This window comes from Tolypothrix bouteillei VB521301 (assembly GCF_000760695.4).
GTDB classification, from domain to species: domain Bacteria; phylum Cyanobacteriota; class Cyanobacteriia; order Cyanobacteriales; family Nostocaceae; genus Scytonema; species Scytonema bouteillei_A.
Map to the genome: position 1 here is coordinate 8,522,959 of NZ_JHEG04000001.1, position 14,149 is coordinate 8,537,107.

The 14,149-nt window shown below is 36.8% G+C and carries 10 protein-coding genes; 1 reads left to right on the forward strand and 9 read right to left on the reverse strand.

All coding sequences use genetic code 11. The features are described 5' to 3' along the window. Window positions 1-194: 194 nt before the first annotated feature. Genes cas3 through HC643_RS34855 form a run of 9 tightly spaced genes read right to left on the reverse strand, consistent with a single transcriptional unit; the run spans window position 195 to window position 12,426 of the window. Window positions 195-2,297: a CRISPR-associated helicase Cas3' gene (gene cas3 / locus HC643_RS34815; protein WP_038071715.1), complete on the reverse strand. Its 2,103-nt coding sequence runs from the start codon at window positions 2,295-2,297 to the stop codon at window positions 195-197. After that, window positions 2,297-2,932, reverse strand: a complete 636-nt coding sequence (locus HC643_RS34820) for a DEAD/DEAH box helicase (protein ID WP_167844817.1) — start codon at window positions 2,930-2,932, stop codon at window positions 2,297-2,299. Before HC643_RS34820 ends, cas3 begins: the two co-directional genes overlap by 1 nt. Beyond that, entirely contained in the window at window positions 2,925-5,219 is a 2,295-nt protein-coding gene (locus tag HC643_RS34825; protein ID WP_038071716.1) for a TIGR03986 family type III CRISPR-associated RAMP protein, read from the reverse strand. Before HC643_RS34825 ends, HC643_RS34820 begins: the two co-directional genes overlap by 8 nt. Next, complete coding sequence (gene csx19, locus HC643_RS34830) at window positions 5,209-5,781, reverse strand: type III-D CRISPR-associated protein Csx19 (protein WP_038071718.1); 573 nt, start codon at window positions 5,779-5,781, stop codon at window positions 5,209-5,211. Before csx19 ends, HC643_RS34825 begins: the two co-directional genes overlap by 11 nt. Beyond that, window positions 5,778-7,190 carry an RAMP superfamily CRISPR-associated protein gene (locus tag HC643_RS34835; protein ID WP_038071720.1) on the reverse strand — a complete coding sequence of 471 codons (1,413 nt, stop codon included), beginning with the start codon at window positions 7,188-7,190 and terminating at the stop codon, window positions 5,778-5,780. The genes csx19 and HC643_RS34835 overlap by 4 nt, the downstream gene beginning before the upstream one ends. Beyond that, complete coding sequence (locus tag HC643_RS34840) at window positions 7,190-8,839, reverse strand: RAMP superfamily CRISPR-associated protein (RefSeq protein ID WP_038071723.1); 1,650 nt, start codon at window positions 8,837-8,839, stop codon at window positions 7,190-7,192. Before HC643_RS34840 ends, HC643_RS34835 begins: the two co-directional genes overlap by 1 nt. After that, complete coding sequence (locus tag HC643_RS34845; RefSeq protein ID WP_038071726.1) at window positions 8,840-9,502, reverse strand: RAMP superfamily CRISPR-associated protein; 663 nt, start codon at window positions 9,500-9,502, stop codon at window positions 8,840-8,842. Then, complete coding sequence (locus HC643_RS34850; protein ID WP_038071727.1) at window positions 9,503-11,134, reverse strand: Cas10/Cmr2 second palm domain-containing protein; 1,632 nt, start codon at window positions 11,132-11,134, stop codon at window positions 9,503-9,505. Then, complete coding sequence (locus HC643_RS34855; RefSeq protein ID WP_038071728.1) at window positions 11,131-12,426, reverse strand: PDDEXK family nuclease; 1,296 nt, start codon at window positions 12,424-12,426, stop codon at window positions 11,131-11,133. Before HC643_RS34855 ends, HC643_RS34850 begins: the two co-directional genes overlap by 4 nt. A gap of 114 nt (window positions 12,427-12,540) precedes the next feature. Between HC643_RS34855 and HC643_RS34860 the strand changes: the two genes are divergently transcribed. Then, window positions 12,541-13,983, forward strand: a complete 1,443-nt coding sequence (locus HC643_RS34860; RefSeq protein WP_038071730.1) for a TIGR03985 family CRISPR-associated protein — start codon at window positions 12,541-12,543, stop codon at window positions 13,981-13,983. The last annotated feature ends 166 nt before the right edge of the window (window positions 13,984-14,149 follow it).

Genomic DNA, 14,149 nt, shown 5'->3' on the forward strand with positions numbered 1-14,149 from the left:
CATTTCAGCCTCGCTTATTGACATAAAATATCAATAGTGCCGAATATCAAAATGCTACAACTATTAACTTGTCTAGGTTCTGGCGATTTTGGCAGAACCCCCCAGGTTTTAGACTCCGCTTCGGTTTGCCAAACATCAATCTAGTAACATTATAGACGTACTACATCCCAACGTCCAGAAGCGGTTAGATATCTTCATCTTAATTGAACCGATCGCTGGTCGCACAATCGCAAAGCACGTACAACTAAAGAATAAAGCTGCAAAAACTCAATTTCATCGCGATCGAATTTATTCAAATCGAACTCTTTGAGGCTGTAAACACGTGTGCTCAAACTCGGCTCTGGCAAACGATCGCCATTCGGTAAAAAACGTACCATACACCGCCAACTGTCTGCGATCGCCTTCTCATATCCCGCACACAATTCAATCTGCTTTAACTTTGCCACATCCTTACTTTGAAACCCCTCAGTCCAAGCCGAATGGTGGCGACCTGCTGCCATCATTACCGTATAAACAATGTATGTTATTTTATCCTTGTCAGAAGTATACCGACACAATAATGGAACCAAAGACTGTTTGAGAACTTCCCGTGCTAAAAAAGCACTTTCCACCGCATGATTGGGACGCTTATTTTTCTTTTCATAGGCTTTTAAGTCGGTTTTTTGTTCTGGCTCATCAGGATTATAATCGGTATGGGCTAGCAAATATTCCCTTGGATTTTTCCCTCCATACTTGGCATGAGCAATTTTCTGCCATCCCCGCATGACTTCTTGCCATTTTGATTGTAATTTTCCTAGATCGTGGGTAAAAATCGCCAAAAAGACCAGAACTTCAAACAAAGCTTCGGCTTCGTTGATTGAAAGACTGGGTAAGATTTTAGTTTGAATAAATTTACCACCAGCTACAAGCAATTCATCACGGACAGCAGCATACTTGACTTTTACTGATTCCCCATTTTTCAACAAAATTGAGTAAAAATCTTCTCGCCATAATTTCCACATCAAAACCAAATGCCCAACATAATTATCCATCCGATAGCAATACTGAGAAATAATTGTTTTGTCTTGTTTGGGCGGCGATTTAAATTTATTGCCTTTGACATCAATACCAATTCTTAGACCAATATACTCGTCGTAATTAATATAACGAGGATTGACAAAGATTCGATAGCAGCCAATTAAAAAATCACGGGAAGTAATCGGGCTCAAAACAGGTTGGCTGTAAGATTGAGATTTATCTTTTGGCGTTTCAATCCGTTTAAAAATCCAATCATTCCCAAAACCTATGTTCTCTTGAAAATCTTGCCAAGCTTTACATAAGGTAGAAATCGGTACCGAGAAAGGCAGTAATTTTTGAATATCGTCAATCTCCTTATCGTCATCATCGAAGAAACTCGATTCTGTCCAGGTAAATACACTGCGATTATCGACTTTTCTAATTAGCTCGACTGCTTTTGATTCATCTCCTTTAAAAACGGTATCATAAAAATTATTCTCAAACTCCATTTCGATATTTTCGCGACGTTTGAGAGTGAGCAAATCTTCATCTCGATGAACGCGATTAATCCATTCCTCCTCAATCCGAAAACCCACATGCTCGCGGGCTTGCTCGGAATTGATATGAGCTTCTAAAACCTGCCAAGTTAACTCACAAATTTCTTTTTGATAAGGTAAAAAGCTTTCTTTCTCAGTTTCTACTTTCTCAATCACATCGACATTAATAAAATCTTTTTCTATGATTGGAGATTCTTCAACTTCAAATAAATCTGTTTCTGCTAAATCTCGATTCTCTCGGTTTACCTCCACCTTTCGATAAATAAAAACTTCCCCATTTTCTCCCGGAAACCTTGCACAGCGTCCCGCACGTTGCAATAGCGAATTCATCGGACTCAGTTGAGTATGTAAAACTTCGCAGGTAATATTAATTCCTGCTTCTATGACTTGAGTAGAAATTAAAACTTGACAAGGATCATTTTCTGCAAAATTATTCTCTCGCCAATTTTGAGAAAATACATCTTTCAAATAGCTTTCCTTCGCAGCACGGTGCTCTGGTAAAAACCTCGCATGTAACAGGGTAATTTCTATCTCAAAATCTTGATTTAAGGCTTTCAAATCTCGGTAAATTCCTTGTGCTTGAGAAACCGTATTACAAATGACAATTACTCGCTGACGTTTTTTCTGTTGAATATCATTCCAAATCTGCTGCGCTGTCAGAGGTTGGGAAACGGTACGAAAAGTTCGACACCGATTGGCTTCAGTGATTTTTAAATCAACATCTTCAACTCGAATAATTTCCATTATGAATCTTCGATTATTTCCTTAATTTTTACCGCTAATTCATCCGTTAACGTCGCCGTCATCAATAAAACTGGGGAAATCCCCTTAATTTGCTGCAACACCTTTAAAACAGTAGTAAAAGACCTGTCAGGGTCGAGTAAATGCAGTTCATCAAACACTAAATAAGACGCAAAAATCGCTCCACAATTGACATTACCCGAACCACGACCAACTGAATAGGGAATATTTAAAAAACTGCTTAACATTTGGTCGATAGTACAAAAAATAATATCCCCCTCAAAACGCGGATCTTCCGGGTTTTCCCCCGTCTGTAAAGTCACCACTAATTTTCTTTCCAGGGGATAAACACTTTCCCAATTTGCAACCAGCTTCTCTACCCGTTGACGCAGACTGTTTGCAAGGGTACGTAAAGGTACGATATAGATTAACTTATTGGGAAAATCGAGCTTGAGGGATTTCGCAAATAGAAAGGGTGCGATCGCAGTTTCGGTTTTCCCCGAACCTGTAGGAGCGCGAAGCAGGGTATCTTCACGGTTGAGAATGCGATTGATGGTCTGGGTTTGGAAGTTGTAGGGATGGTGGGTGGTGAGGGTATGAAAGAGTTGGTGAATATCTGTTTGAATTGCGTTACTCATGATATTTTACATTTTTGATACTACCGTCATCTTTTACAGCAGTAATTTTGACTTTGACATTTTGTCCTGCTTCCAAGAATTTTGCTGCTTTATGCTCTTCTGTAGTTTTTTTTGTTCCATCTGGTAATTGATAAGTTACTTTCATGCTCTTTATATTAGAAACCGTTGCATCCAAAATTTGACCTATCGTAAATTTGGGAGATGCTTTAGTTGGAATATTTGTTTTAGGTTTTGGTAAATTTGCGTTAGAAGTATTTCTAAATCTCCGCTTATCTTCTTTTGATTCACCCATTACCTGGAATGGTGTTGGAAGCACTGGACGGTTTATATACTCCTTCGCATCAATCGTCATATAACGAGTGTCATTAGGTAATGGAGGCTTATCACACCGCAACATCAACAAAAGCATCTGAATGCGGGGTATATCATCTAGTTTGACTGCATTGTATCCTTCTGGATGGTCATCAAGATGGATATTATTAACGATAAATTGTTCAAAAGCATTAATGCAATATGTCGATATTGAATCTGTATTGCTTTGGTCTTCTTCTCCCGATAACCATTGATTATTACTACTATCAAATAATTTCGAGTAACGCTTTTGACGGTTATTCAGTAAAAGCTGGTGTTCTATTTTCACAGCACCCATTCCTAATGGCTTACCCATACCTAGAGATAAACAATATTGAGGTACTGCTGCTTTTTGTAATATCCACAGTATCGCACCTAGCTCGATATCAGCGAGGTTTTCAAAGTGGATATCAAAAGTGAATTTTACACCTGCTCTTATGGGTTTGATTTTAGTTATTTGAGTTCCCTTAGCGTTATCACCTTCAGGATGTTCGATATCAGGATTCTTCCCCTTATGCCAATATAATTTATGACCACGAATGACGGTTTCTCCTACTTGGTTATCTTTCGGTGGTTTGCTTGCATAATGCCTAAGTTGTATTTTTTCAGGACTAGTTTGGACTAGGTAATGTTGAAACGTTGTTGGTTTGGGATTGGAAAGAATCTTGGGTGTAATTGTTTTATCAGGACTTCCTGTTAGCCAAATATCATCATTAATTGTTTTTTCACAAATAGCATGTCCGATAAAAATTCTTCCCTTTAAAGCAGAATGGAAGTTATTAACAGTACTTTGCTCAATATTACTTTGATTCTCGTTATCTTTACTTCTCACATATCCAAATATTGCCTCAGCTAAATCAATTCTATTAGATTTACCAATGTTTTTAGGAATAAAATCAACTGCTGAAGCTGCTTTTCCATCTTGTAAGGGTGAATAAGGAATGCGAAAGTTTGGACAATGACCAAATAAAGTCACTTCTGTTTGTCCGCTTTGAGGTTCGCAATAAAAAATAGGTTTTCCTTCTTTTAAAACTCCAAAATCTTTATCAAAAGGTTCTAGCTTTTGAAATTCGGTTAAAGCACTTCGATAGTGTTGAACAGCAACACTACTAATCGAGATGCGATCTATATTATGGTTGATTTCTGGAACAATACAATGATTGCGACGATGGAGATTTGTTGGATCGTCAGAAGATTCCAGCATATTACCACTGGTGACTAAAACCCCTCGTTCGCGATAACGCTTTTGATTTGCGCTTACTTGTCCGGTAAACCTTCTTGGACTTTTAAAAAGTGTATCGCCAAAGCTAACATCTATATACTGTGGAATATAGTTTTTTTGATTCATCCTAATCAAAGTTTGAATCCCTACTAAATCTCGCTCTTTAACCCAGATAATAGAAGACTTTTCAATCATTTTTGCAGGTTGAATATACCAGTTATCCCCTTCCTTCACTAAATAACCAGCTTTAACATTTTTGAGAAGCTTTTTATACTCACTCCCTAATGGATCGTCTCTTTTTGCTGCAACAGCACGAAAGAAAAACCTTTTTTTATCCGATACCAGTTCCATTTTACTAAAACTAATAATCTCGATTAAATTTCTGAGCATTCCACGCAAGCTGCTAGCGGGAATCACTGGCTTTCTGGCTTTAGATGCTATCTCCGTGTAGAAAAAATCTGGCAAATCTTTTGATTCTGCACCACATTCAAATTCTTCTTTAGTTAAACCACAGCGAATATATAAAGGAGATTCAGTTGTAAGCGTACAATCGATTCTACCTGTATAACGTTTTTCGGATTGGGCATAGTAAACATTATGCGAAGGTAAAGAATCTGCTTGAATCTCAACTATATCATTGGGTAACTCAACAAAATTATAAGGTGCTCTAGCTTTTCTAGAATCTGGTACATTTGTTAAATGTCTAGGCAACATTTTTCAATTCCTTCTCAGTTGTAAGATTAACTAATCTGCTTAAATAAATACGAGCTACGCCTGTTTCTACGTCATAATCAATATAGTGACGAACACACAAACGCAATGGACGATATAATTTTTGATTGCTATCAAAAGAGATATTAATTAACGGAACAGCATGACACAAACCTTGAGAACCATCCGATACTAAGGTAAAACCATTGCTAATTTTTTCTGCTTGTGTACCCCAAAGAATCTGATTTTCAGGAATAAGCTCTGTATTCTTTTCATCTTCAATAACACGCGCTTGAAAACCCTCATCTGTTTGCCAAAGCATCACTTCAGAGTTTTCGCCAAAAATCCGACACTGTTGTAACGTTGAACAGCGCAATTTAGCAAATTCAGAAAAAACGCTATCTGCTGTTATTAAATTTTTATCTTGGAATTTTCCCCAAATAACCCCATCTTCCGCATGGGCTAATAAATATTTCAATTTATATTTATTCCCTTGTTCTTCCAACCAGTTTTGCAAATTAAAATCTACTGGTACTTTTATAGTTTCGCATTTAGGTTTATTCAAGGTGTCACCTCCAGATGTAAAGCTGCAACAAATTGATTTAACTCTTCCGGGTTATCGATAGTCAAATCTTTATTACTAGAATTTTGTACAATTGCCCAATTTTTATCGCCATATTGAATAGTTGCATTTTCACCTTTCAACCTTCCCCGTCCAATACTACTGGTTCCTCCAACAGTTAGATCGCCAGTCCACAAATCTTTGAGTAATAAAAGTAATAATCCTATTTCTGGTTCTTTTGGGTGACGTAGTTGCAGTGTAATTGTGAGTTTTGTTTTATCATTGCCAAAAACTGGTTGCTCGTTGAATAAAGCACCATCTAAAGCACCACCAGTAAATCTATCGATCGCAATTCGATTCTGTACTAAGTCGGTGGCGTCATTAATTTCAACTTCATCGACAACTAAACGACTTGCTCTTGCTTTTTTTGTCTTCTCATCCACGAAGCCAAATATCTCGTTAATGATATTTGTATGTTTTTGAATAGTATTAACTATCCTTTCCGCACGATGTCGCAACGCACCAGTTAAACTCGTACCTGATAATATTGCTTTTGCTTCCCCATTCCGTCGAGATTTCAGATGGACAACATCAGGTGCTTTATCGGTAGATGCTTGTCCGGAACGAATTAGTAAAGGACTTGCAAGGGTAAATGTAGCTTGGATAGTTAGATGTTGTCTTTTATCTTCCTCTGCTGTAGTGACACCCAAAGCATCCGCAATATTGCCGTGAGTTGGAGAACCTTCTAATAACCCTGTTTCCCAATGGGGAAATTTTAGCCATTTTATACGCTGTTTGTAATCTCGCAAATCAAACTGAAATACTTGCCATTTTTCCACATGACAGCGACCAAAACCGCGAGTTTTCTTGATTCCCAAACGAATTTTACCTGTTTCTAATCCTTGTAGGCTAATTATTAATTCTCTAATTAACTGCTCTCTCTCACTTTTTTCATCTATTAATAATTCAAAATAGAGGTTAAATTGGGTTCCTGATTCCAAAAATTCTAGATCGTATTTTGCCCCATCGTCTGCGGTTTTCGTGATGCTATTAATTTTTACTCCATCACGTAATTCTAAGCCGATCGCGTCGTTACTGAGAGCATCATTCACAAGCAGAGGGCTTTGCTCTCCATCGTCATCACTACGCTCTCCACCAAACAAAATCAAATCATTTTTAGTATCGGAGGCATTGTTATGTTCTCCCAGATAGTTTCTTAAAGCTCCCGCAATTGAAGAACCCATTAATAAAGCTTTATCTTCAATACTATCTCGTAAAATTTCTATATCTATGTCGCTATCATTATCCCCACTTCCAAAACAAGTAGGAGTATCTAATATCAAAACCCCTTTTATTATTATTCTTTCGATAATCTGGCGTTGATTTCTAATGTGGATGCGAGCGCAACTCATTATTTAATCTCCTTCATGGCTTTTTTTGCAAGAGCCATAATTAAACGTAGGGTGTATTTTTCAGCTAGTTTACTTTGTTTGGCAAATTCATCAGTAATACTTCTCTCTATATTTGCAACATTAACTGTTAGGTCTTGCTTATTGCTTACCCAAGTCCAAGATTCTGCATTTTTTAACCATTCATCAAGTTGGTGCTTAAGAGAAGAATTTTTCTCACTAGGGTAAATTTTTGCTCTTTCCAACTGACCTTGTGCATAAGAAGGAAGATTATTCAATAGTGATAGTACTAAATTGCAATCGCCAGTAGACAGAGCTTGTCTTGCAATTATTTGTATGCGGGAAAGCTGGCTGTTACTAATATCTCCTTCAATCTTCTTTCGTGCAATAAAATTTTGTAGCGCTCTTTCAATTTTTTGGTCTAGTAATCTTTCTGCCATCTGTGCTGCTAACGTGTGTGAAAAATCTTCTTGTAGTTCCGGTTTGTCTTTAGAATTTTTACTTGGTAAATGAACTCTATACCTAGATTTATCTAACCAGTTAATCGCAACTCTGCCAAAACCTTCATTTCGTCTTTCTCCAATACCTCTTGCTTCAATGTCTCTAATCGCATCTGGAGTAATATCAAGTTGTTCAAATACAAACACACTACCTGCTGCAAATGCTGCAACTTGAGGTAGAGGTAAGCCCCATTTACGGTTAAATCCTCCAACTAAGGTGCTGCTTGCATAACTTCTTATGTATTGCAATTTTGTACCCATACCCAAGATTTTCTCTATTTCTTGTGTGAGTGGTGCAGGATTTTTGTTGCATGCAGAGGGTGGAATAATAGCATATTGACCCCATTCATCACGCAAAATTAAGTCACTCAGCAGTGTAACTGTAAAACAATCGCTTTCAATTCTAGTGTCAGGAGAAATATGAACTTCATCCCAATTTGTAGAAAGTTTAACATTACTGATTTTAATATGTCCGTATCCGGCAGTTCGAGAACCACCAAGCCAAATATCCTCTGATTTTTGCAGTAATTCCATCAGGAAATTAGCATCAGTATCGTTACTACATATAATTACAGCTTGAAAAGTTTGCTGGCGATCGATTGCTTCGTAACGAAAGATTTCACCCTCTCCTTGAAGTTGATTCGTTTGAGGATTGCGTTTAATTTGAGTCGAGCGTCCTTGTTTGCGATCTCGCTGATTGTGAATATTAATTCTTCGCTTTTCTTTATATAGCGTTATCGAATCACTTTTTTTGATGCAAAAACCTTCACCAATAAATTTAGGGTTATCCAATTCATCGCTTTGCTCGATTCCAAAATCGAAAATTCTGATTTCTGGCAATTCATCATTTAACTCTGCATCCTTCTCTTTGAACCAAGAACGCACAATAGGTAAAGTGCGGTTACATTCATTACTTAGTAAATAAGCATTGAGATACTTGGTACTGTTAGCATCAAAAAATAAACGTTTAACTTCATCATTATCTAAATCAAGCTCCTGCAAACCATGTTGCTTCAGATAACGTCCAATAACCCCACCACGAATCATGCTACCAGGGATGTAAGAATAGGAAATATCACTATTTGGATCGCCTTGAAATGAAGTTGCAAGTAAAGGTTGTTGAGTATACAACGAAACAGTAATTACTTTCACTTAAACTACCTCCGGAATTTGGCCAAAAATATTGATGTAGCGATTCATATCTTCTTTGGAAATACCATCAAGGGTACATCTAACATTTCCCCTACCTCGATTGCGTCCGCTTCCTACTCGTCTCAATGCTAATGTACTTACACATAAAAGTGATAATATTTCATCATTGGGTTTAGTCTCAAATAATAAATCTGCCTTAAATTCAAGTTTGCGAAGAATGACTCGAAAAGAACGCAAACTTCCTTTATCTGCAACGTAAGTTTGATTATCAATAGCTGTTTGACGGCGAATAGCAGTCAAAGAATTAAGAACATCTTTTTCTGTTAATTCCTTCTTTTGTATTTGCCAAGTTACGACTTCTCGTAAATCCTCTGGTAAATATGCATCACTAACATACATCGCTCCCATGGTTTCTAAAGTGCTACCAGATGAACCAAATAAAGTGCAAGCAATATTTTCCCAGTGAGTCCGAATATTTGGGTGTAAAGTTAATAATAAATTATCGCATTCCTCACTCAACAAACCCTTTAAACTTCGTCCGCGTAAGTATGGAAACCCAGAGGAATCATGTTCGACTTCTTGGTCTATTAGTCCAGCAACACCATCACCTCTACCAAATGTTGTATCGCTTAAAAGTTGAATTTTGAGAGAATATTTAATCATTTAACCTTCCAGATCCAAATAAAATTCCATCGCTTCAATTGCATCAAAATATCCACAACGTCTGTTAAGCCAACCATTTTTTGATAACTGCTCATTTTGACTGCTAGATTTTGGAAAGAATGGCAGTTGTAATTGCGATGATTTGCTATAGTTCCATAAAAATTCTTCAACAGCTTTGTCAGAAGCTTGACGCAAAACCTCCCGTAAAGCCATCACTTTATTATGCTTCCCTTTCCAATTTTCCCCTATTTTAAATTCTCTAACAACTTGGGTAAAACCATTCCAAGTACGCCAATCGCTGCGATCGCTTCGCAAGCGTACCGGGCGCATTGTCAAATCGTAAATCCCGCGATCGTTATAGATTTTATACTCGCGATCGCGAATCTCCGAGATTGAACCAATTAAACCACTTGCTGCTAAATGCCAATCCAAAGCAGAAAAAGATTCATCTTCAAATTTACTCTCTTTGACAAATTTCTTTGCTGATTTACATAATTCTTCGCTAATGGCGTAAGCTCGTGCAAAGGGATAATGAGTTTTGACAACACAAACACCAGCACAAGCTGTTAAAGCTTTACCATCACTGACTGTTTGGTTTTCAAATGCTTGGAGAAATAAAGCTGCTAATTCGATGCCAATTCGAGCCTCACTAATAAATGTAATATCATCTCCGGCGTAAACTAAAGGACGAAAAGGTAAATAACCTTGAGCATTTAGGTTAAATTCTCCAAGATTACCGACTACTTTTCCTTGTTGAATGGATTTAACTAGAACACGTGCAACTGCTTTGAGAGCATTTATACCAGCAATATCAACACTTTTAGAAAAATCTCGGATTGCATTAATGTAATCCCGATTAGTTTTTCCCTTACCATGATTTTTAAATCTCTCTCCCATGCCATTACCATCAACATGAATCACTGCTGCATAACTTGATTCACCTTTAGAGCGACCTAAATGGTCAGTACGATAGGGAAACTTGTAAATATTTCGATCTACTTCGTTTGCAAATATTTCTTGTAGTTTTGTATTCGCTTGGCTGACTACTTCTAACTTTTTCTTAGTTTCGGTAGAAACTAAATAGCTATCCGCATCTTCCTCATCACCATAGTCAACATATTTTTCACTTTTACCTACTGCGGGGAGTAAGGTTGAATTACAGCTAGCACTGACTCCCAAACCTAATAGTGGAGCAGAAGACATTCGCTCATATTTTTGGCGCTCGATATCAGATTTCTTTAAATCCTCAACGACTGCATATAAGTTATTGTCAATTTCATCATTCCAATCAAAATCTTTATGAGCAACTAGTAAATGAATTCCTGGTGCTTCTTCTAATACTTTTCTACTCAATATCTGGGTAAATTTAACTGCAATTTCCCGCGATTTGAATACAATTAGAGCATTGCCACCATTTGCATAGATTCTTTCTGCATTTAGTTGGCTTTTTTCGATAGCATCTTCTTGTCTACCTTTTGGCACATTGAATTTTTGGTCTAAAATATCTTCAATCCAATATTGAGTTGCTTGCAATAGTAAAAAAGATGCCCCACTATTCTCACGCAAACGATTACTCTTGAATATGTAATTCTGTTTCCCAGTTGTATCAATAACAGTTACAGTATATTTCATTTTGTCCCCACATCGTTTTGATTAATCCAAGTATTAAGTTCTGTAGCTAAATTCTCTAAATGTTCTCTACCAAAAACTGCAATTTTTTTGTCTGGTAGCGTTCCAGATATTTCTGCTTTCAAAGAATCTGGTTCATCAAAACAGCAAATCAAAGCAACTCTTGCTTCATCTCCTCCCATTTGCTTTGCCCTTAAATATGCTTCAAACAGCTTACTTTTACATAATTTCCTGTCGCTTATAGTTGTACAGGATATAGCAAAAAGCTGATAACCGCGTGTAAATGCAACATCAAATTCAAACTTTTCAGTGCTGGTGAGTTTAAGCTGAAAATTCATTCCATAATATTGTATAAATTGGTCATTTGCAATAGTTTTTACTCGTTCTAATACATAATGTTCTAGCCATATTCCATCTAGCCATTTACACAAATCCTTTATCTCTGGAAATAAATCGATAGATTTTACATTCGATAAAGCAAGTTTGCCTTCATCATTCAGTAATTTTTCGTTTTTCAAGACTTCTACAAAACTTGATGGCAAGTCATTTAAGGATACAAATATCTTGGCTAAGTCAGTGTTACTTTTCCAATTACCCCAAGTACCATTTTTCTTTATACGTGCTTCTTCACAAAATATTTGGAAATACCAATCAAACCAGAGTTTTTTCTTCTCATCCTCACCAAATATTTTGACAAGTTCCTTAGTTAATTTAGATAATTTAATATTTTGTGTTGGCTGTTTTTTGAATTCCAATCCATGTAACTGAAAAAGCTTTACCAGTTCAACTTGTAAAGTATCGGGTTTAATTTTCAAGCGAACACGTTCATTGTCTTCCCTATCTATACATATTTCTAATCGACGAGGGTCAAGATAGCTAAAAATAATATTTTCACGTCGCTTATAAAGTGTATTAGATTTGTCTTTTATTTCTTCGTAAAATAATGCTCTGTAAGAGTGTGCGGACATGGCTTTCGTACCACCTGTATAATTTAAGCCTACTTTCCCGCTTTTAATACTCCCAAGCTTCTCTTTTATTTGCTGCTGAATATAGTAAGCATCAGACTCATAATCATTGAGCGATCGCAATTCTATATCCTTAAAACTGTTTGACTCGCTTTTTAGAATGTCTTGCAGTCGCTTCGCTGATTTTTCTGTATCCGTTGAATATACCAAATACGCAGTTCCACCTTCATTCAACAACAAATTTGCTGCAACGTAGTTAGGTAAAGGATTTTCACCAATCAGCAAAAACAAATGGTCTACTTTATACTCATCAAACTCAAATGTACCCATACGCTAAATGTATCCTTCTCAAAATTGCCACGCTCATTATGGCACACGGTCGGAAATACCCCCTTCCGAATAGCTGCTAATCTATAAACAATAAACTAAATAGCTCAAACTGTTATGATTACCATATTTAAAGACTATCCAGATTTTAACCTTTTACAAAAACTCGTCAAGGGTTCCCTCGACCAAAGCCAAAATTTGACCCGTGCAATTAGACTGTGGGCATTACTACGGTGGTTATATAGCAAAAATGGCTACACAAAGCTTGCTGAGCCTTTTACTTACGCAGATTGGCGCGAAGCTTTTTTTACCGAAACTCACAAGGATGAGAAGCAAGCAGATATTCTCAACCATCAAGATTTGAATTGTGCTTGCACTAAAACAACCAGACAATGGTTATTAGAGTTAGAAGTACCCGTTGACAAATGGCAGGATTCTTTACTAGCACAAATATCCATAGCTACATCGGAACTGGAAAAAATTCTCGAAGAAAGATTATTTGCCCAGGTTCGTAAATCTTTACAAAGTGATTTTGAATTATTAGTCAGTCGTAATTACCTACAAAGAAGCCAACATAATACTGGTAGAAGCAAATATTATCAGCGATCGCAAACATTACCAAGTTGGAAAACAAAAGAAAATATTACCCCTCTAGCAAGCTTAAGTATGAAGAAACAAGCTTATTTAGCAGGGACTTTAGGTTTGTTTAGCTTCCTCGACCCTAATTTACCCGTATTAGCTGAAGAATTTTCCGAGGAGGAAATAGATGAGGACAATCATCGTGTATTTCTCTATGTTGATTATGTCGTTCCCGATTCTAGTCCAACACAAGATGCTGTAGATGAAATTCAAAGCCAATTGCAGGAAATTTGGAACTATGAAAACGTTCCACCTTTACTTTTCACATACCATAGCGCACATAGGAATCAAGTTAAAGAGTGCGTTGTTTATCCAGTCTGTATTTATTTTATGGAGCGTGCTAAATATCTGTGTGCCTATGGAACAACTCCACACAATGATATTAACTGGTACAAATATCGTCTCGATCGAATTCTCTCTCAACATATAGAAGAATTATCTTGGCAAGATATTCGGGTTCCACAAATTTTAAAAGAAATTAATGATAATCATCAATTACCAACTCCCAAAACCATCAACACAAAATTAAAAGAAGCTTGGGGATGTGATTTTTACAAAGAAAAATCATTAATGGTATTACGGTTTGACCAAGACTTCCATCAGCGCTATGTCGATAGCATCAGTATTCATGATACTTTTGTAAAAATTACTTACGAGCAAGCATTTACTCTCCTTCAACAGCATATACTCGACCAAGAACATCGGGAGGTCATTTTAAATATTCTCCAATCTCGTCCGAGTAGCGATGCATATTACCAAGTCAATTATCGAGTTACCGACTATTACGTTATCAGATGGTTACGAGCTTTAGGAGCAAAAGTTGAGGTTTTATTACCATGGAATTTACGTCAGGAAATGACTCGTGAGATCCAAGATATGTTTAATCTATATAAACACGTTGTTGGAAGTAATTATGAATAATGCCATACACTGAGCTTCTTCTAAGAACCTTCCCATATGTTCTATGGCTTTGTCGTATTGAATCTGGTGAAGCTTATCAGTGGATTCTGCTTATACCAATTTTCTATGAAGATGCATACAATTAGCCTGCGAAGGCAGGCTTTGTTTGTATAGCCCCACTCTTCTA

What these genes read in the sequence shown, in the direction of transcription:
- cas3 (WP_038071715.1), bottom strand. Translation starts at nt 2,297, where the DNA reads ATGGAAATTATTCGAGTTGAAGATGTTGATTTAAAAATCACTGAAGCC.
- HC643_RS34820 (WP_167844817.1), bottom strand. Translation starts at nt 2,932, where the DNA reads ATGAGTAACGCAATTCAAACAGATATTCACCAACTCTTTCATACCCTC.
- HC643_RS34825 (WP_038071716.1), bottom strand. Translation starts at nt 5,219, where the DNA reads ATGTTGCCTAGACATTTAACAAATGTACCAGATTCTAGAAAAGCTAGA.
- HC643_RS34835 (WP_038071720.1), bottom strand. Translation starts at nt 7,190, where the DNA reads ATGAGTTGCGCTCGCATCCACATTAGAAATCAACGCCAGATTATCGAA.
- HC643_RS34845 (WP_038071726.1), bottom strand. Translation starts at nt 9,502, where the DNA reads ATGATTAAATATTCTCTCAAAATTCAACTTTTAAGCGATACAACATTT.
- HC643_RS34850 (WP_038071727.1), bottom strand. Translation starts at nt 11,134, where the DNA reads ATGAAATATACTGTAACTGTTATTGATACAACTGGGAAACAGAATTAC.
- HC643_RS34855 (WP_038071728.1), bottom strand. Translation starts at nt 12,426, where the DNA reads ATGGGTACATTTGAGTTTGATGAGTATAAAGTAGACCATTTGTTTTTG.
- HC643_RS34860 (WP_038071730.1), top strand. Translation starts at nt 12,541, where the DNA reads ATGATTACCATATTTAAAGACTATCCAGATTTTAACCTTTTACAAAAA.